The sequence below is a fragment of the Pseudomonas sp. MOIL14HWK12:I2 genome, assembly GCF_000510745.1.
GTDB lineage: Bacteria > Pseudomonadota > Gammaproteobacteria > Pseudomonadales > Pseudomonadaceae > Chryseomonas > Chryseomonas oryzihabitans.
Window position 1 is genome coordinate 60,616 of sequence record NZ_AZOA01000009.1, and the last position, 17,676, is coordinate 78,291.

17 protein-coding genes are annotated in these 17,676 nt (G+C 62.4%); 9 read left to right on the plus strand and 8 right to left on the minus strand.

What is annotated here, in order from left to right; genetic code table 11:
• Positions 1–6 precede the first annotated feature (6 nt).
• The 4 genes from PSK12I2_RS0107355 to PSK12I2_RS0107370 all read left to right on the plus strand — a co-directional run bounded on the left by PSK12I2_RS0107355 (position 7) and on the right by PSK12I2_RS0107370 (position 4,788).
• Positions 7–264 (plus strand): hypothetical protein, encoded by a 258-nt coding sequence (locus PSK12I2_RS0107355; RefSeq protein ID WP_027597881.1) that lies wholly within the window; start codon positions 7–9, stop codon positions 262–264.
• Positions 265–266: 2 nt separating this feature from the next.
• The gene (traD, locus tag PSK12I2_RS0107360) at positions 267–2,432 is read left to right on the plus strand and encodes a type IV conjugative transfer system coupling protein TraD (RefSeq protein WP_027597882.1); all 2,166 of its coding nucleotides are present in this window, start codon (positions 267–269) and stop codon (positions 2,430–2,432) included.
• A gap of 40 nt (positions 2,433–2,472) precedes the next feature.
• Entirely contained in the window at positions 2,473–3,219 is a 747-nt protein-coding gene (locus PSK12I2_RS0107365) for a TIGR03747 family integrating conjugative element membrane protein (RefSeq protein ID WP_027597883.1), read from the plus strand.
• 108 nt (positions 3,220–3,327) lie between these two features.
• Complete coding sequence (locus tag PSK12I2_RS0107370) at positions 3,328–4,788, plus strand: UvrD-helicase domain-containing protein (RefSeq protein WP_027597884.1); 1,461 nt, start codon at positions 3,328–3,330, stop codon at positions 4,786–4,788.
• A gap of 96 nt (positions 4,789–4,884) precedes the next feature.
• On the opposite strand, the gene PSK12I2_RS0107375 is transcribed toward PSK12I2_RS0107370, so the two are convergent.
• Positions 4,885–5,415 (minus strand): hypothetical protein, encoded by a 531-nt coding sequence (locus tag PSK12I2_RS0107375; protein ID WP_027597885.1) that lies wholly within the window; start codon positions 5,413–5,415, stop codon positions 4,885–4,887.
• A gap of 31 nt (positions 5,416–5,446) precedes the next feature.
• Complete coding sequence (locus tag PSK12I2_RS0107380) at positions 5,447–5,746, minus strand: hypothetical protein (RefSeq protein ID WP_027597886.1); 300 nt, start codon at positions 5,744–5,746, stop codon at positions 5,447–5,449.
• A 470-nt stretch (positions 5,747–6,216) separates the two neighbouring features.
• Between PSK12I2_RS0107380 and PSK12I2_RS0107385 the strand changes: the two genes are divergently transcribed.
• Genes PSK12I2_RS0107385 through arsH form a run of 4 tightly spaced genes read left to right on the plus strand, consistent with a single transcriptional unit; the run spans position 6,217 to position 9,075 of the window.
• Positions 6,217–6,591: a metalloregulator ArsR/SmtB family transcription factor gene (locus PSK12I2_RS0107385; RefSeq protein ID WP_037007576.1), complete on the plus strand. Its 375-nt coding sequence runs from the start codon at positions 6,217–6,219 to the stop codon at positions 6,589–6,591.
• Positions 6,585–7,874: an arsenic transporter gene (locus tag PSK12I2_RS0107390; protein WP_027597888.1), complete on the plus strand. Its 1,290-nt coding sequence runs from the start codon at positions 6,585–6,587 to the stop codon at positions 7,872–7,874. Before PSK12I2_RS0107385 ends, PSK12I2_RS0107390 begins: the two co-directional genes overlap by 7 nt.
• 8 nt (positions 7,875–7,882) lie before the next feature.
• Positions 7,883–8,356 carry an arsenate reductase ArsC gene (locus PSK12I2_RS0107395; RefSeq protein ID WP_027597889.1) on the plus strand — a complete coding sequence of 158 codons (474 nt, stop codon included), beginning with the start codon at positions 7,883–7,885 and terminating at the stop codon, positions 8,354–8,356.
• Positions 8,353–9,075 carry an arsenical resistance protein ArsH gene (gene arsH / locus PSK12I2_RS0107400; protein ID WP_027597890.1) on the plus strand — a complete coding sequence of 241 codons (723 nt, stop codon included), beginning with the start codon at positions 8,353–8,355 and terminating at the stop codon, positions 9,073–9,075. The genes PSK12I2_RS0107395 and arsH overlap by 4 nt, the downstream gene beginning before the upstream one ends.
• A gap of 259 nt (positions 9,076–9,334) precedes the next feature.
• Here the strand turns inward: arsH and PSK12I2_RS24550 are convergent, their stop codons facing one another.
• Both PSK12I2_RS24550 and PSK12I2_RS0107405 read right to left on the minus strand, forming a co-directional pair.
• Complete coding sequence (locus PSK12I2_RS24550) at positions 9,335–9,799, minus strand: DUF411 domain-containing protein (RefSeq protein ID WP_084222070.1); 465 nt, start codon at positions 9,797–9,799, stop codon at positions 9,335–9,337.
• 235 nt (positions 9,800–10,034) lie between these two features.
• Entirely contained in the window at positions 10,035–10,814 is a 780-nt protein-coding gene (locus PSK12I2_RS0107405) for a cation diffusion facilitator family transporter (RefSeq protein WP_027597891.1), read from the minus strand.
• A 68-nt stretch (positions 10,815–10,882) separates the two neighbouring features.
• Between PSK12I2_RS0107405 and PSK12I2_RS23810 the strand changes: the two genes are divergently transcribed.
• The gene (locus PSK12I2_RS23810; protein ID WP_037007578.1) at positions 10,883–11,317 is read left to right on the plus strand and encodes a helix-turn-helix domain-containing protein; all 435 of its coding nucleotides are present in this window, start codon (positions 10,883–10,885) and stop codon (positions 11,315–11,317) included.
• Between the two features lie 166 nt (positions 11,318–11,483).
• Here the strand turns inward: PSK12I2_RS23810 and PSK12I2_RS0107415 are convergent, their stop codons facing one another.
• The 4 genes from PSK12I2_RS0107415 to PSK12I2_RS0107430 all read right to left on the minus strand — a co-directional run bounded on the left by PSK12I2_RS0107415 (position 11,484) and on the right by PSK12I2_RS0107430 (position 17,471).
• Positions 11,484–11,693, minus strand: coding sequence for a hypothetical protein (locus PSK12I2_RS0107415; protein ID WP_027597892.1), 210 nt, complete (start codon positions 11,691–11,693; stop codon positions 11,484–11,486).
• 91 nt (positions 11,694–11,784) lie between these two features.
• Complete coding sequence (locus PSK12I2_RS0107420) at positions 11,785–14,922, minus strand: CusA/CzcA family heavy metal efflux RND transporter (protein ID WP_027597893.1); 3,138 nt, start codon at positions 14,920–14,922, stop codon at positions 11,785–11,787.
• A 9-nt stretch (positions 14,923–14,931) separates the two neighbouring features.
• A complete protein-coding gene (locus PSK12I2_RS23815; protein ID WP_027597894.1) occupies positions 14,932–16,206 on the minus strand; it encodes an efflux RND transporter periplasmic adaptor subunit in 1,275 nt (424 codons plus the stop codon).
• Positions 16,207–16,247: 41 nt separating this feature from the next.
• On the minus strand, positions 16,248–17,471 hold the full coding sequence (locus tag PSK12I2_RS0107430; protein WP_027597895.1) for a TolC family protein: 1,224 nt from the start codon (positions 17,469–17,471) through the stop codon (positions 16,248–16,250).
• Positions 17,472–17,676: the final 205 nt, after the last annotated feature.

Consider the following 17,676-nt stretch of genomic DNA (forward strand, 5'->3'; position numbering starts at 1 on the left):
CCTCCCATGCCTAGCCCCCTATCCCCGTATTTGACGCTGGTGATCCGCATGCCCGCCGGAGCCGCCGCTCGTGAAGCGCTCGCAGGCGACCTCGGCGTCTTGATCGACCTCCATGGCGGGGAGATTGCGGGACGCTCGATGGATGATGAGCTGACCCTCTGTGAGCGCTTCGAGGCAGCGCTGCCGCGTGGCGAAGCCGAGGCTATCCGCAAAGAGCACGCCGCGGCCCTGCCGCTGCCAGGCTCTGGCGAGCTGGAGCGCTGACTATGGCCCGTAATCATGCCCTGGACACGCTGCTGCGGCCTGCGGTGGAGCTCTACACGGTGCAGGTGTGCTTGGCGATGGCCTTCCTATGCGTGTTCGCGCCCTGGGCCGTCGCCCTGACGCCGCTGTTCGGCCTGGTCACGGCCGTCGCCTTTCTTGGCTTCGGGATCTACCGCCTGCGCCAGGCGCTGCGCGTGCTGCGCTATCGGCGCAACATCCGGCGCCTGTCGTTCTACAGCATGACCAGCAAGGAGATTCCGGTCAGTAATGAGCGACTGTTCATCGGCAAGGGCTTTCGCTGGGAGCAGAAGCACACCCAGCGCCTGGTCGACACCTACCTGCCGCAGTACGCGCCCTATGTCGAGCCGTCGGAATGGACCAACAAGGCCCGGCGCCTCGAGGCGCGCCTGGAATTCGCACCCTTCCCGCTCACCCTGCTGGCCAAAGTCACCGCCTGGGACAACGCGGCGAACCCGTTCCGACCGCTACCTCCGGTGGGCGGTCTTCCGCGCCTGCATGGCATTGAGCCCGAGGAGCACGACGTCACCCTGCCGCTGGGCGAGCGGGTGGGTCACACCATCGTCCTGGGCACCACTCGGGTGGGCAAGACGCGCCTGGCCGAGCTCTTCATCACCCAGGACATCCGCCGCAAGCGGCGCGGCCAGCATGAGGTGGTGATCGTCTTCGATCCCAAGGGCGATGCTGACCTCCTTAAGCGCATGTACGTCGAGTGCGAGCGCGCCGGCCGGGCCAACGAGTTCTACGTCTTCCACCTGGGCTGGCCGGACCAGTCCGCACGCTACAACGCGGTGGGCCGCTTTGGCCGGATCTCGGAGGTGGCCACTCGCGTCGCGGGCCAGCTGTCCAGCGAGGGCAATTCGGCAGCGTTCAAGGAATTCGCCTGGCGCTTCGTCAACATCATCGCCCGGGCCCTGGTCGCCCTCGGTCGGCGGCCGGACTACCTGCAGATCCAGCAGCACGTGATCAACATCGAGGGGCTGTTCCTGGAATACGCCCAGAAATACTTCGACGAGCATGATCCCAAGGCCTGGGAAAAGATCATCTTCATCGAGAGCAAGCTCAACGATAAGAACGTCCCCTTCAACATGAAGGGCCGCCCCCTGCGGGTCATTGCCATCGACCAGTACCTGAACCAGACCCGCGTGATGGATCCGGTCATGGACGGCCTGCGCAGCGCCGTGCGCTACGACAAGACCTACTTCGACAAGATTGTCGCCTCGCTGCTGCCGCTGCTGGAGAAACTCACCACCGGTCGCATGGCCGAGCTGATCGCTCCGGACTACCACGACGTCAACGACCCCCGGCCGATCTTCGACTGGATGCAGGTGGTGCGCAAACGCGCCGTGGTCTACGTCGGCCTGGACGCCCTTTCCGATACCGAGGTCGCCGCGGCGGTTGGCAACTCCATGTTCTCGGACCTGGTCTCGGTTGCCGGTCACATCTACAAGTACGGCATCGATGATGGCTTGCCCGGGGAGGCCAGCGGCAAGGTGGCCATCAACCTGCACGCCGACGAGTTCAACGAGCTGATCGGCGATGAGTTCATCCCCATGATCAACAAGGGTGGCGGCGCCGGTCTGCAGGTGACGGCCTACACTCAGACCCTGTCCGACATCGAGGCCAAGATCGGCAACCGCGCCAAGGCCGGGCAGATCATCGGCAACTTCAACAACCTCTTCATGCTGCGGGTCCGCGAGACGGCGACGGCTGAGCTGCTGACCAACCAGTTGCCCAAGGTGCAGGTCTTCACCGCTACGCCAGCAAGCAGCGCGAGCGACGCCGTCAACGGCAAGACCGCCTTCACCTCCAACACCCATGACCAGCTCAGCGCCACCAGCGTGCCCATGCTGGAGCCCGCCCATGTCGTGGGCCTACCCAAGGGCCAGTGCTACGCGCTGATCGAGGGCGGCAACCTGTGGAAAGTGCGGATGCCGCTGCCGGCGGTGGATCCGGATGAAGCGATGCCCAAGGACCTGCAGGAGCTCGCGGAGAAGATGCGCAAGGCCTACCAGGTGGGCCAGGCCACCGGCAGTGAGTGGTGGGAGGCTCCAGGCCAGCGCCGTGTCGCAGACGACCTGCCCTTGGACCTGCAGGACGACTTCCGGCAGATGGCCCAAGGCGCCGCTGACGAAGGAGATGCTGCATGACCGCCAGCTTTGATCATGACCACCCCAGAGGATGCCGCTAATGGCCGACGTCGCCCAGCGTGCCCAGCAGCAACAGGTCAAGGAGCAGACCTTCGTCGGGTCGGTGCTCAGCTTCCCCTTCCACTTCATCGGCGTGATGTTCCTGTCCCTCGGCGGCGCCATCCTGGTGGACTGGCTCTGCCTCTACTTTCTCTGGCCAGAGGCTGGCTGGCACCATGCCAAGGGCATGCTCGATCACGAACTGGCCTGGCTGTCGCAGGGGTTTCTATCCAGCGTTGTCGTCCAGGAGCCCGGGCACACCGCGACCTGGTTGGTGGGGCTGCTCTATGACTGGCTGTTCGTGAAGACGGGTTTGGTCCACTGGCTGACCGGGATGCAGCAGCTGGCCGCCGCCGGCCCACGTGGCGAACTGGATCTGCGCTACATGGCCGCGCAAGGGATCACCAAGGTGCAGACCTACGGCCTGTCTGCTCTCTTCACCGTGTTGGTGTTCTGCGTGCGCCTAGTGATCCTGATCCTGGCGGTACCGCTCTTCGCCATGGCCGCCCTAGTCGGCTTCATCGACGGCCTGGTGCGGCGAGACATTCGCAAGTTCAGCGCGGGCCGCGAGTCGAGCTACTTCTACCACAAGGCCCGGAGCACCATGTTGCCACTGGCCCTGCTGCCCTGGTCGCTCTACCTCGCCTTGCCGTTCAGCGTGAGCCCGCTCCTGGTGCTGCTGCCGTGTGCAGCTCTGCTGGCCTTGTCAGTGAACCTCACGACCGCCTCGTTCAAGAAATACCTGTAGCCACCGGCCTGCTCCGTGGCCGCAACCTGGCCACAAAGAGCGCCTTCATGCCCATCAATATGCAGGGGTGGTATTGAATCCCTGTCCCAGCCGATCTGGAGTTACCCCATGCAGTGGACCTCTGAGCAAGCCCCCGCCATCGCGTCAAACGCGCGCAAGCTGCTGATCCAGGCCTTCGCCGGCACCGGCAAGACCACCACCCTGGTGGGCTACGCCAGCGCCCATGCTGAGGTGAAGATGCTCTACCTCTGCTACAACAAGTCGGTGGAGATGGCGGCGAAGAATCGCTTTCCGCGCAACGTCACTTGCAAGACCGCTCACGGCCTCGCCTATGCCGTCTATGGCACCCAGTACCAGCACAAGCAGGCCGGCAACCTGCGCATCACCGAGGTCGCCCGGGTGCTGGATACCCAGGACTGGGAGCTGGCCAGGGACGTGGTCAACACCCTCAACACCTTCATGGCCAGTGCCGACATGGCCCTGGACGGTCGCCACTTCGCCCGCTACGACGGTCGCGGCCTGACGCCGCTGCAGGAGCGGCGGATCACCCAGGTGGTGGGCATGGCCATCAGCGTCTGGAAGCGCATGATCGACCTGCAGGACGCCGGCGTGCAGATCACCCACGACGGCTACCTCAAGCTATACCAGATGAGCCGCCCGGACCTATCCAACCGCTTCGGCGCCATCCTGCTCGATGAGGGCCAGGACGTGAACCCGGTGATCGCCGACCTGGTGCAGCGGCAGCGCACCATCCAGGTCATGGTCGGCGATCGCCACCAGCAGCTCTACCGTTTCCGTGGAGCCCAGGACGCCCTGAGCGCGGCGTGGATGGCCGATGCCGAGAAGCACTACCTGACCCAGTCATTCCGCTTCGGCCCGGCCGTTGCTCACGTGGCCAACGTCATCCTGTCGTTCAAGGGCGAGACGGTGAAGCTGCAGGGGCTTGGCCAACGCACCCTGGTGAAACGTGCCCTGCCTGAGGACCTTGCCCATCGGACCTGGCTCCATCGCACCGTCAGCGGCGTGATCGAGAACGCTCTGCGCCTGGAGAAACAGGGTGGCCACCGCATGTTCTGGATCGGCGGGATCGACAGCTACTCGCTGCGCGAGCTCGAGGACCTGTTCCAGTTCAGCCGAGGTCGCAATGACCTGGTGCAGCAGAAGAAGCTCTTGCGCGACTACCGTGACTTCGAGCAGTACCAGGAAATCGCCAAGGCTACCCAGGATCCAGAGATGCAGCGCTCGGTGCGAATCATCGAGGCCTACTTCGACCTGCCCAAGCGCATCGAGCAGCTGCGTCGCTGCGCGGTGGCCAGCGAGCTGGATGCCACGGTCACCTTGACGACGGCGCACAAGGCCAAGGGTCTGGAGTGGGACTTCGTGGGGCTGTACGACGATTTCAGCGCGGATCCGCTCGCACCAGAGATCGACCGGGCCAGCCGCGACGATGAGCTGAACCTGCTGTACGTCTCGGTGACCCGGGCCATTCAGATCCTTGCGGTGAACTCGCTAGTGATCGACATCATGCAGCGGTACAAGGATCTGCATGGAAGTATTGCAAGACTCTAACTGTCCTTTTTTGGCGGCTGGACCTTCGGCATAGGACGAGTGTTTTGCACTGGTGGTAGCCCTCGATCATTGGTTTGAGGCGACCGCGAGGGCGTGTTACGAGGCGGCTGTTGATTCTTGTCGCTCATCTGGACTCTCCGGATAGTGAGTACTGAAGTACAGGTGCATCTGTGACTCAGCTTTTTTCATAACGCCAGCGTTTTCCGGTAAAACCATACCTTTGAAAGCTGCTGCCATGATCGTTGATTTCTTCTTCCGAATCGCAAAGCGCGCGTCGTTGATCTCTCGCTCCGTCAATGTGCCTTGAGCTACATCGAACCATCCTCTCTCTGCCTCATCCGCAAGAATTGAGAGCTCAACAGCGGCGGTACTCAACGGCTGTATTCGTGCCTTGAACGGAAGATACCTGTAGACCACTGAAATGACTTGGCTAAGAGCGATAAAAAGGCCCCACGCGAAGGCATACTCTTTCCAGATGATCCAGCCAGCGATGCTTCCAGAAGATGCTACAGCCAGGACTATGCTGATACAGCGCTCCATGCTCTCGGACTTTATCTGATAGAGCTCAAGGTAGAGAACGTGTGCTCTGAGGTTCTGTAGCTCCACCCAATACTGCGCTTGATACATATCTTGCTTCCGATGCCAGAGACTCAACCGATCAGTGTTTCAGCTGGCTCTGATGAATTCGCGCAGCCACAGCGCCAGCGATCCGACGCCGCGGCTTTTGCTTGTGTTTGAGATAGTCTGATCGACATTGATCAAACAGGTCGGCTGCCGCCCTGAGGAGCTGCTTACCCTGCGGCGCCGTGATCCGATCAAAGTCGAGCATGGCCTGTATGTAGCCTTCGAGCTGCCCGTACAGCTTGGCCAAATGCCCCAGGCCCATGATGGCCATGGCATGAGTCAGGTCTCGCCAGCGTTGTTTGGCTTCTTCGGGGAGAAACGCAATGTCGGTCATACGACCTCCCGTGATTTTTCTGATGACAGCATAGCCAAGCGGTTTGTTCGACGCCCTGATCGTAACCTCTTGAGACCCAGATACGGTTTCACCTGGTGGGGTTGCAGTGGGCCACAGGACGATGGCCATCCCATCGAACTGGAGCCGTCCATGTCCCTGTCCGCTCCGAATACCATGCAGGTCTGCCATCCCTCGCCAACCGCATCTAGAAGCATGTCGGACTCTTGCTCAAGCATAGGGAGTAGACGTCGCCCACCACCGCGATCCCAGGACCGGCAGGGAGCACACGCGACCAAAGCAAGCCGCGACGGCTACGGCACCTGTACGCCACCAAGGTGATGGCGAAGCGCGCGGTGGAACGGGAATGGAGAAGGCCGCGGGAAAACCGACTGTCGACCTGACGCTAGACCGCCAGCTTATACATATGTATTTTCGCATATACGAATTTTCACATATTCAGGACTCTCGCTATGTCCCCTACTGGCTTCTTCAAGTGTCTGGCCGACGATACGCGCGGGCGCATCATGCTCATGCTCTGCGCCGAGGCAGAACTGTGTGTGTGCGAGCTCATCCACGCGCTTGATGACAGCCAGCCGAAAGTCTCACGCCATCTCGCGCAGCTGCGCACCTGCGGATTGCTTGAGGATCGGCGCCAAGGACAGTGGATCTACTACCGGCTGCATCCCCAACTACCTGCCTGGGCCCGAAAGATTCTGGAGGTGACGCTCAGGGCCAACCTGCCGTGGGTACAGCCCCAGATGGATCGCCTCGCCTCAATGGACAGCAGGCCTTCTAGGCAGGCTGCTTGCTGCCCGCCTGGCGCGGTGGAGACCGCGTCATGCTGATTGCTGCATCGATCTTCGTTATGACCTTGGTACTGGTGATCTGGCAACCAAAAGGTCTTGGAGTGGGCTGGAGCGCAGCGGGCGGTGCGGTATTGGCGCTACTGACGGGCACCGTCAGCCTGGCCGACGTCCCTGTGGTTTGGAACATCGTCTGGAATGCAACGGCAACCTTCATCGCCGTGATCATCATCAGTCTGGTGCTGGATGAAGCGGGCTTTTTCGAGTGGACCGCGCTCCATGTTGCCCGCTGGGGGCGCGGCAGATCAGGCAGGCTGTTCGCCTACATGATCCTGCTGGGCGCGATCGTGTCCGCCCTTTTCGCCAACGACGGCGCTGCGCTCATCCTGACCCCTATCGTGATCGCCATGCTGGTAGCGCTACGCTTCAGTCCGGCCTCGACACTTGCCTTCGTCATGGCTGCCGGCTTCATCGCCGATACGGCCAGCCTCCCACTGGTGGTGTCCAACCTGGTCAACATCGTCTCCGTTGACTTCTTCCAGATCGGCTTCGGCGAATACGCCTCGGTCATGTGGCCGGTCAATATCGTCAGCGTCGCCGCGACGCTGTTGATGCTGTGGCTGTTCTACCGCAAGGACATCCCAGCGTCTTACGACCCTAAAGCGCTCGAACGCCCGCAGAATGCCATTCGCGATCGCGCTACCTTCCGAGCGGGATGGTGGATCCTGGGTGTCCTCCTGGTCGGGCTATTTGCCCTAGAGCCGCTCGGGATTCCGATCAGCGCAGTAGCAGCGATCTGTGCAGCTGTGCTGCTCGTCATCGCCGGCAAGGGATCGGTCATCTCCACCCGCCAGGTGCTCGCCAACGCCCCATGGCAGGTCGTGCTCTTCTCGCTGGGCATGTACCTGGTGATCTACGGCCTGCGCAATGCGGGGCTCACCGACGCCCTTTCCTTCCTGCTCAACACCTTCGCCAGTCATGGCCTGTGGTCAGCCACCTTGGGCACTGGCCTCACCGCTGCGCTGCTCTCCTCGATCATGAACAACATGCCCAGCGTCTTGATCGGCGCTCTATCCATCCAGGGCAGTGAGGCCAGCGGGGTCATCCAGCAGGCCATGATCTACGCCAACGTCATCGGGTGCGATCTGGGTCCGAAGATCACGCCGATCGGCAGTCTAGCAACCCTGCTCTGGCTCCACGTCCTGGCCCAGAAAGGCATCCGGATCACCTGGGGCTACTACTTCCGAGTGGGCTGTGTGCTCACCTTTCCCATCCTGATCGCCACCCTCGCCGCCCTGGCCGTGCGCCTCAGCATTCATCCGTAGGAGAAGCCATGAAAGTCCTCTTTATGTGCACGGCCAATAGCTGCCGCAGCGTTCTGTCTGAAGGTCTCTTCAACCACCTCGCACCCGCAGGCTTCTCTGCCGTGAGCTCAGGGAGCTTCCCCAGCGGACGATTGAACCCTACCGCGGTCCAGACGCTGGAGGGCCTGGGCATCGACACCTCCAGCCTCTACAGCAAAGGGTCCGAGACCTTTCAAAGCAACCCGCCAGACATCGTCATCACGGTCTGTGACAAGGCAGGAGGCGAGCCCTGCCCAGTCTTCTTTGGCCCTTCGATAAAAAGCCACTGGGGCTTGGCGGATCCTTCTGACGTTGTCGGCAGCGCTGACCAGGTCCAGGCCGCGTTCGATGCAACGGTGGCTCAGATCCGTAGAAGACTGGACGCCTTTTTCCGCCTCGACCTGAACGCTCTGAGCCCAGCGCAACTGAAGCAGGCGCTCGATCAGATCGGAGAGATCCAATGAGCGACACTCTCGAAACCAACCCGAACCTGGACGAATCGCTGTTCGACGTCCCAACCGTCGATAAGCTCTCCGAGCCGGTACAGCTTCAGCACAAGCCGCGCATCCTTCTGCTGTACGGATCGAACCGCGAGCGCTCCTTCAGCCGGCTGCTGGTTGAGGAAGCAGCCCGAATCCTGCAGCTCATGGGGGCTGAGACGGCGGTCTTCAATCCGTCCAGCCTGCCTCTGCCTGACGACGCGCCGGTAGAGCATCCCAAAGTTAAGGAGCTACGCGACCTGGTGCTCTGGTCCGAAGGGCACGTGTGGTGCTCCCCCGAACGCCATGGCTCGATGTCAGCGGTATTCAAGGCGCAGATCGACTGGATTCCACTCACGCTGGGCGCGGTACGTCCTACCCAAGGCAAGACGCTCGCTGTCATGCAGGTCAGTGGCGGATCCCAGTCGTTCAACACCGTGAACCAGCTGCGGGTCCTCGGTCGGTGGATGCGTATGGTGACCATCCCCAACCAGTCATCGGTCCCCAAAGCTTTTTTGGAGTTCGACGAAGCGGGACGCATGAAACCCTCGGCCTACTACGACCGGGTGGTGGATGTCATGGAGGAGCTAATGAAATTCACGCTTCTCACCAGAGGCCGGGACGCCTACCTGGTTGACCGCTACTCCGAGCGCAAAGAGAGCGCGGAAGCACTCTCTGCGCGGGTCAATCAGCGGTCGATCTGATCGATGCACTCTTGCGGGGCTTACGTCGTGCTCTCCAGTGCTTCAGGCGTATCCGCATGAGTGCTACTGCCGCAAGGTATTGGCTGACACGACCGGTATGGGGAGTATGGCGCAGCTTCCTTTTTCAGGCTCTTACTTCCTACTGTCACGGGCGTGGCGGGTGAAGGGGTAGAGCCTTAGCAGCGGGGGCAGAGGGTTGGTTTGAACATTATGTGAGGTTGGCATTTTTCTCCCTGTGGCGATGCTCTGATCCCAGACCTTACTGCGCTGGATAGTCAGCAATAACCTCTTGTTGTCCGCTCTTACTCAGCCCAATAATCTGATACGCGCTTCTACGACCCCCGTATTCCATACCCGGCGATCCCATAGGCATGCCTGGCGCGGCTACGCCTGCCAGGTCTTCTCGTTTCGCCAAGTCATTAATTTGCTCCACCGGAACATGGCCTTCTACAAATCTTCCGTTTACCACTCCGGTATGGCACGACATCAATTTTTCAGGCACTCCCAGCTTGGCCTTTAGCGGACTCATGTTGACTTCCAAATGGTCGTTCACCGTAAAGCCGTGATCTCGAAGATAGGCAATCCATTTGGAGCAGCATCCGCAGTTGGGGTCTCGATACACATCAATCAGCTCACCAGCATCAGCTTGCACTAACGAGGCAGTGGCCAGGGTAGCGAGAACGGCTAGACGCTGCATAGCTGAGGTAAGGCCTTTAAGTTTCATGCTTTTAAGTTACCTGATTAGTTATTACATGGGCGGATCGGCCCGTAGTGATCTCCTGCTCGCTAGCTCGTCCTGTTGCATTGCAGCAGGAACATGAACTGGCTACTGGTAGAGACCTCTGTGCAGCTGACCAAAGACTGCGGCCTAGATCGTTGCACTGAGCACCGCTGCTATGCCACTTGGTGGTCCGGGCATGCATTGGCAACAGCCCAAGATTCGACACAATCCGTCTCTTCTACTTTGGCTGATTGCCACAGGCGCTACCAGAACAGCATCCCCCGGATGGTTGGGCGCGTTGTGCAGGCTTAACGGCCGCCACCTGCGGCGCGCTATCGCAGCACGGTGTGACAACGCTAATAACGCGTGCGGATACAGGAGTTGCAATTGGCACCGTCCGCTCGGAATCCGCCTGCCAGGCTTTCAAGGCCTCACGAATAACCTGCCAAGCCGAGTGCAGGAAAAGCGCAGCGATAGCCAAGCCGACCAAGACGTCCGGCCAGAGGCTGCCACTCACAGCCACAAGTACGGCGGCCACTACCACGCTTGCATTGGCCACCAGGTCATTCCGTGAGCAAATCCAGGTCGACCTCATGTTCAGATCGTCCGCTCTATGGCTGTACAGCAGATAGAAGCAGTAGGTGTTGGCTAGGAGTGCGGCTAGGCCAACGATGCCCATCCAGTCGGCCAGCGGCGCCTCCTGCAGAATCAGCTTACGCACTGCGTCTGCGATCACCACCAAGCCGAACAGCAACATGAAGCCACCTTTCACCAGCGCCGCGCCAGCCCGGGCTCGTTCGCTACGGTTCAGGACGAACAGCGTCAGGGCATAGACCGAGGCGTCCCCAAACATATCCAGCGAGTCCCCCAGCAGCGCGGTCGAGCCCGCCAACCAACCGGCCGTGAACTCAATCAGGAACATGACGGCGTTGATCGCTAGCACAATGTAGAGGACGCGGCTCTGACGACTCCGTAGCTGAGCGAGTTCGCTGGCTTTGTTTTCACAGCAACTGTCCATGGCACCCTCTCTGCAACACTTAGGATTTGCCTTAGGCTGAGGGTTATAGTCGCTATAAGGTCAACACCATGAACGTCAGCACCTACACCATCGGTCAGTTAGCCAAGGCCACGGACACCAAGACCGTCACCATCCGCTACTACGAAAAGGAAGGCTTACTGCCTAGCTCAACGCGTTCAGTGTCAGGCTATCGGCTGTATGGCCCAGTTGAGCGGGATCGGCTGCAATTCATCAGGCGCGCCCGAGCGCTGGGCTTTAGCCTGGGCGAAGTGCGCGAGCTACTCGGCCTGGCAGATCGCCAACAATCACCCTGTGATGCCGTGGATAGCTTGGTTGCGGAACACTTGCGGCAGGTACGGTTGAGGCTGGCCGATTTGCAGGCATTGGAGGGAGAATTGCAGCGCCTGTTAGCGTGCTGCCACGGCGGGACGATCTCGGAGTGCAGGATCATCGAAGCGCTTGTCAGCAGTGCCAAATCGCAAAAGGCGGGAACCTCTTGCTAGAAGTCAGTCGAGATCGACCCCACTTCGCAAGAACTTGCATTGTCAGGTCTTGACCGGGAGCGTTATCAACCACCGTTCATGTGTACATCATTCCAAGCAGTTTTGCTCATAGAGGCTGCAAGACGTGGCCATAAGCGATGCTACGACCGCTCATGGCCACAGGCTGTCAGTTTGTCGCCTGAACGCTGCCTGTTTTGTCTGACTGGCGACCTTCTTTCGCCAACGTCTCATGCATCTCCCGGTGCTGCTTGAGAGCCGCTTGGCTCTCTCGGAAGTCTTCGTTGTGCGATATGGAGCGCTCGCTGCCATCGGCGGCGTAGCTGATGTTTGCAACGACGAGTACGGCGGTAGCCAGGGCAGCTTTCACGAAAGTCATGATGTTTCTCCTTCTAGAGTGGAGTGTGGGTATGAACGCCACTCTAGAGGAGCGCGGCTAACGCCAAGATGAGCCGCGCATTACAATCCCGTCATCCTTCGGCTGCGGTTTCGCGCCGGCGCAGGACGCTGTGGTAGAGCGCGGGCAGGACCAGCAGCGTCAGGGCAGTTGAGGACAGGATGCCGCCGATTACCACCGTCGCTAGCGGGCGTTGCACCTCTGCGCCAGTGCCTGTTGCCAGGGCCATTGGAATGAACCCCAACGAGGCCACCAGCGCGGTCATCAGCACCGGGCGCAGGCGGACCAGGGCCCCCTCGCGCACGGCGATGTCCAGCGGCTTACCCTCCTCCAGCAGGCCACGGATGAAGGAGACCATCACCAGGCCATTGAGTACCGCGACGCCCGACAACGCGATGAAACCCACACCGGCCGAGATCGACAAGGGAATGTCCCGCAACCACAACGCCAGCACTCCGCCCGTCAAGGCGAAGGGAATGCCGGTAAAGACGACGAGGCCGTCGCGCAGATTGCCGAACATCATGAACAGCAGCACGAACACCAACAGCAAGGCCACCGGCACCACGAGTTGCAGGCGGGCGGCGGCGGCCTGCAACTGCTCGAATTGGCCACCCCAGCTGGTCCAGTAGCCTGCGGGAATCCGTACCTGCTCCGTGATGGCGGCAGTGGCATCCGCCACGAAGCTACCCAGGTCCTGATCGCGCACATTGGCACTGACGATCACCAGGCGCTTGCCGTCTTCACGGCTGATCTGATTCGGCCCCAGTACCGTTTCCAGGCGCGCCACATCGGCCAGGGGGATGAACTCGACGCGGCCTTCCACCGCTGGCAATGGAATGGGCAGGCGCGCCAATACCGCCGGATCGCTGCGCAGGGTCTCAGGGAGACGGATCATCAGATCGAAGCGACGATCACCCTCGAAGAGCGTGCCGGCCTTGCGTCCGCCGAGCGCCGTTGCGACCACATCCTGGATGTCACCGACATTGAGGCCGTAACGCGCGGCTCGCTCACGATCGATCTGCACGCTCAGCAGCGGCAGCCCACCGGTCTGCTCCACCTTCACCTCGGCAGCGCCGGTGACCTTCTGCAACACCCTGGCAATGTCCGCAGCGGTCTTGTTCAGCACCACCATGTCATCGCCGAAGACCTTGACCGCCACATCGCTGCGCACCCCGGAAATCAGCTCGTTGAACCTCAGCTGGATCGGTTGCGACAGCTCGTAGTTGCTACCGGGGACGCGCGCAGCCGCCGCCTCCAGCTCGGCCATCAGCTGCTCGCGCGACTTGCCTGGATCGGGCCATTGCGCCTGCGGCCTGAGCATCACATAGCTATCGGAGATATTCGGCGGCATCGGATCCGCGGCGATCTCGGCAGTGCCGGTACGCGCGAATACCCGCTCCACCTCGGGTATCTGATCCAGGATGGAGCGCTCCAGGCGCTGCTGCATGTCCACCGACTGCCCCAGGCCGGTACCCGGCACCCTGAGCGCCTGCAGCGCGAAATCACCTTCGCTCAAGCTGGGCACGAATTCACTGCCCAGGCGCAAGACCAGCAGCACCGTCAGCACCACGCTCAGGCCAGCGCCGGCGAAGACCAGTGGCCGCCGACGCATGGCTGCATCCAGCGCGACGGCATAGCCGCGCCGCGCCGCGCTCATCAGCCGATTGTCCTTTTCCTGCACGCGACCCGTGACGAACAGCGCCACGGCCGCCGGGACGAAGGTGATGGACAGCAGCATGGCGCCCAGCAGGGCGATCACCACGGTGAAGGCCATGGGATGGAACATCTTGCCTTCCACACCCGTCAGGGCGAACACCGGTAGATAGACCACCATGATGATCAGTTGCCCGAAGATGAGCGGTCTCCGCGCCTCACGGGCGGCGGCGAACACTTCCTGGAAGCGCTCCCGGCGATCGAGCACCCGACCGTGCCGCGCCTGGGCATGGGCCAGCCGGCGGATGGCATTCTCCACGATCACCACGGCGCCATCGACGATGATGCCGAAGTCCAGCGCACCCAGGCTCATCAGGTTGGCGCTGACCCGATTCGCCGCCATGCCGCTGAAGGTGAAGAGCATCGACAGCGGAATCACCAGCGCGGTGATCAGCGCTGCGCGCAGATTGCCGAGGAAGACGAAGAGCACGGCGATGACCAGCAGCGCACCCTCCACGAGATTCTTGCGTACCGTGGCGATCGCCTTGTCCACCAGCGTGGTGCGATCGTACACGGCGACCGCCTGCACGCCTTCCGGCAGGTTGCGATTGAGCTGCGCCAGGCGCTCGGCCACTGCCAGGGCCACCTCGCGGCTGTTCTCGCCCACCCGCATGAAGACGGTGCCGAGTACCGCTTCCTCGCCATTCTCGGTAGCCGCCCCGGACCGCAACTCCTGCCCAACCCCGACCGTGGCCACATCCCGGACCCGTACCGGGGTACCGTCCACGGTAGCGAGCACGATGGTGGCGATATCCTCGACGGAACCGAGCTGCCCCGGTACCCGGATCACCAGCTGCTCCCCGGCGCGCTCGATGAAACCGGCGCCGACATTGGCGTTGTTCCGCTCGAGCGCCACCGCCAGTTGTTCCAGGGTGATGCGATAGCCGGCCAGGCGCTTGGGATCGGGCGCGATCTGATACTCCTTGGCATAGCCGCCAATGGTGTTGACTTCCGCCACCCCGGGTACGGTGCGCAACTGGGGTTTGACGATCCAGTCCTGGATCTCGCGCAGATCGGTGAGGGTATAGGCTTCGCCGTCAGCCCGGCGCGCCTGGGGCGCCGCCTTCACCGTCCAGAGGAAGATTTCCCCAAGCCCCGTGGACAGCGGCCCCAGGTTGACCTCCACACCCTCTGGCAGGGCTTCGCGCGCCCCCTGGAGGCGCTCGCTCACCTGCTGGCGAGCGAAGAACAGATCCGTCCCATCGGCGAAAATGACGCTGATCTGGGCAAAGCCCGAACGCGACAACGACCGCGTCCGCTCCAGCCCAGGTAGACCGGCCATGGCCGTTTCCAGCGGATAGGTGACCCGCTGTTCGGCCTCCAGCGGCGAAGCGCCCGGTACTTCCGCGTTGATCTGTACCTGGACGTTGGTGATGTCCGGCACCGCATCGATGGGCAGGTGGCGATAGCTGTAGATCCCCAGGGCAGCGATGCCGAGCGTGGCGAGCAGCACCAGCCAGCGCTGCTCGATGGCGAAGCGAAGAATACGTTCGAACATGATGCGCCCTTAGTGGGAGTGCTCGGCCGAGCCCTTGCCCAGTTCCGACTTGAGAATGAAGCTGCCGCGGTCAGCCACTACCTGGCCGGCGCTCAAGCCCTGACGAATCTCGGTGCGCTCACCGTCCCGCACCCCGGTGACCACGGGTGTCGCCTGGAATCCGTCCGCTGTCCGGACGAACACCACGGGGCGATCCTCCACGACATGCACGGCGCCACTGGGTACGCCCAGTACCTTGGCCCCTCGCTCGTCATCGAGCCGCACGGTGACGAACAGACCCGGGCGCCAGGCGCCTGCCGGATTGGCCAGGGTGACGCGAGCGGTCGCCGCCCGGGTCTGCTCGCCCAGCAGATTGCCGACATGCGCCACGGTGCCCTCGATGCGGCTGTCCAGCTCTCCTGCGACTACCTCCACCGTTCGGCCAACGGTCACTCGATCGAGGTCGCGTGCGGGAACGGCGAATGTGGCCCAGACGCGGGACAGGTCGGTGAGCGTGAAGAGATTGCTGGCTTCGTCCACCCGCTCACCCAGGACCAGGTGCTTCTCCACCACCACGCCGTCGAAGGGCGCGCGCAGCTCGTAGCGACTGCCGCCCAGAGCGGAAGCCGCTCCACCCAGGGCCTGGGCTTTCTGGCGGGCGTTGCGGACGGCGATCTCGGCTTCCTGCAGGGTCTGCCGCGCCTGCAGCAGATCCTGCTCGGCACTGATCCGCTCCTGCCAGAGGCTCTGCTCGCGGGCATAGAGGGTGCGCGCCAGCTGCAAACGCTGCTGGGCGGTCGCCAATTCACTGCGCACCTCGGACAGCTGCTCGCTGGCAATGACCGCCAGCACCTGCCCCTTGCGCACCCGATCCCCGAGATTGGCCTTCACCTCCTCGACGATGCCGGGGGTTCGCGACACGACATGCGCGGTGCGATCCTCATCGAAGCGAATCTCTCCCGGTAGGCTCAAGGAGGCGCCAATGCTTACGGGCATGACCTCAAGAGTCTCGATGCCGGCCGCACGAATCTGCTCTGCGCTCAACTCGATCTCGCCTTCGGCATGCGTCTCTTCGCCTTCGCCATGGCCGTCCTCGTCTGCTGCCTGGCCGTCTTGCTCTGCGATCGGATCCGGGCGCGGCTGGGCCGCTCCCGCCTTGGCAGCTGCCGCCTTCGCCGGGGGTGCGGCGGATTCGGGATGGTCGTGACCGGCACCCGCCTGCAGCGTACCGAACGGCAGCCCACTGCCAATTACCGCGATCAGCAGCGGCCGCAGCAGTCTCGGCCTCAATGAAATCATGGTCATGCAAGAACTCCGCACCCGGTTTAGTCCCGGGATTTGTAGCGTCATGGGGAAGTGAAGAGCGGGCCGTGAAGGCGTTCAAGGCGGGTCCATGCCTCAATCTGCGCCCGCTGGGAGACCAGGTACTGCCCCCTGGCCGAAATCAGGGCGCGCTGGGCTTCAAGCACGTCTAGCTGGGCAAAACGGCCCAGCGAGAATCCACGCGTAAGGTCGTCGACGGTGCGTTGGCCAGCCGGCAATATTCGGTTGCGCAGGTCATCAACGTCTGCTGATGCGCTGCGCCAGTCACGCAGCGCTTGAAGGGTCTCGGCCTGAACTTGCAGCTCGGTCGCTCGCTGTAGATCGCGGGCCTGGTCGGCGCGACTGGAGGCCGCGAGCAGGTTGCCCTGGTTACGATCGAAGAGCGGTAGCGGGAGCGAGAAGCCCACCAGATTGACCCGCTCCCCCTCGAGCTCGTCGTATTGGCTGCCCAGGCTCACCCGCACGTCCGGATAGCGCTGGCTGCGCTGCAGATCGACGTCGGCATCCCCGGCGGCTACCTGCCGCCGCGCCTTGAGCATTGCCGGTGTCTGGCGGATCGCCTTCAGCAGCAGGGCTTCGCCGGGAGGTGCGGGCAGACGATCCAGGTCACCGACCGGCTCACCGAGCTCGGTCACGGAGATACCCAGTTGGCGGGCAAGACTCACCCGCGCGTTGTCACGCTGCTGCAGTGCGCGTCTCAGCTCCAGCCGCTGGGTGACTTGCTCTACTTCAGCGCGGGTGCCTGATACCGGCGAGATCTTGCCGGCACGTATCTGCGCTGCTGAGCTGTCTAGGCTACGCAGGGCCAACGCCTGCGACTGCTCGGCGAGACGTACTCCCTCTTCGGCGAGTAACAGTTCGTAAAAGCTTTGGATAATGTCCGCCCGTAGCGCATAACTTCGCGCCGTGAGTTCGGCGTCGACGACAGCGGCGTTAGCCTCCGCCAACGCAACCCGCGCGGCGCGCTTGCCTCCCAGTTCGAAGGGCTGGGTAAGGGTTACGCTGCGGGTCTGACTTGAAGAGCGGGTATCTTCTACCTCGAAGGCCAGCTCTGGATTTGGTATGAGACCGGCCTGCTGGCGTGCCCCCACCGCTGCGGCGGTCTCTTGGCGGGCGGCCAAGTAGTCGGGACTGTCGCGAAGGGCTTGAGCGAGCGCCTGCTCCAAGGTGAGCGGTGCAGCCTGGATGGGGCCACCAACCAGTAGGAGGCCTAGCCCGAAAAGCAGGCCCGTCAGGCGAGCGGACATGAAGTGTCGACAGGGAGGGTGTAACGGCACGACGGCGGCTCCTGTGCGGAAGGCGCGACGCCCGAAGGGATCGTCGCTCGATAGCGGAAGCCGACTCTAGGGAGCCCTACCTATCGCTCCGGTGACGCCAACATTACAAAGTTGCAAGGAAGTTGCTGTCGTGCAGGTATACCGGCACGCTTGCTCGCTTGACCCTCTAGCGACT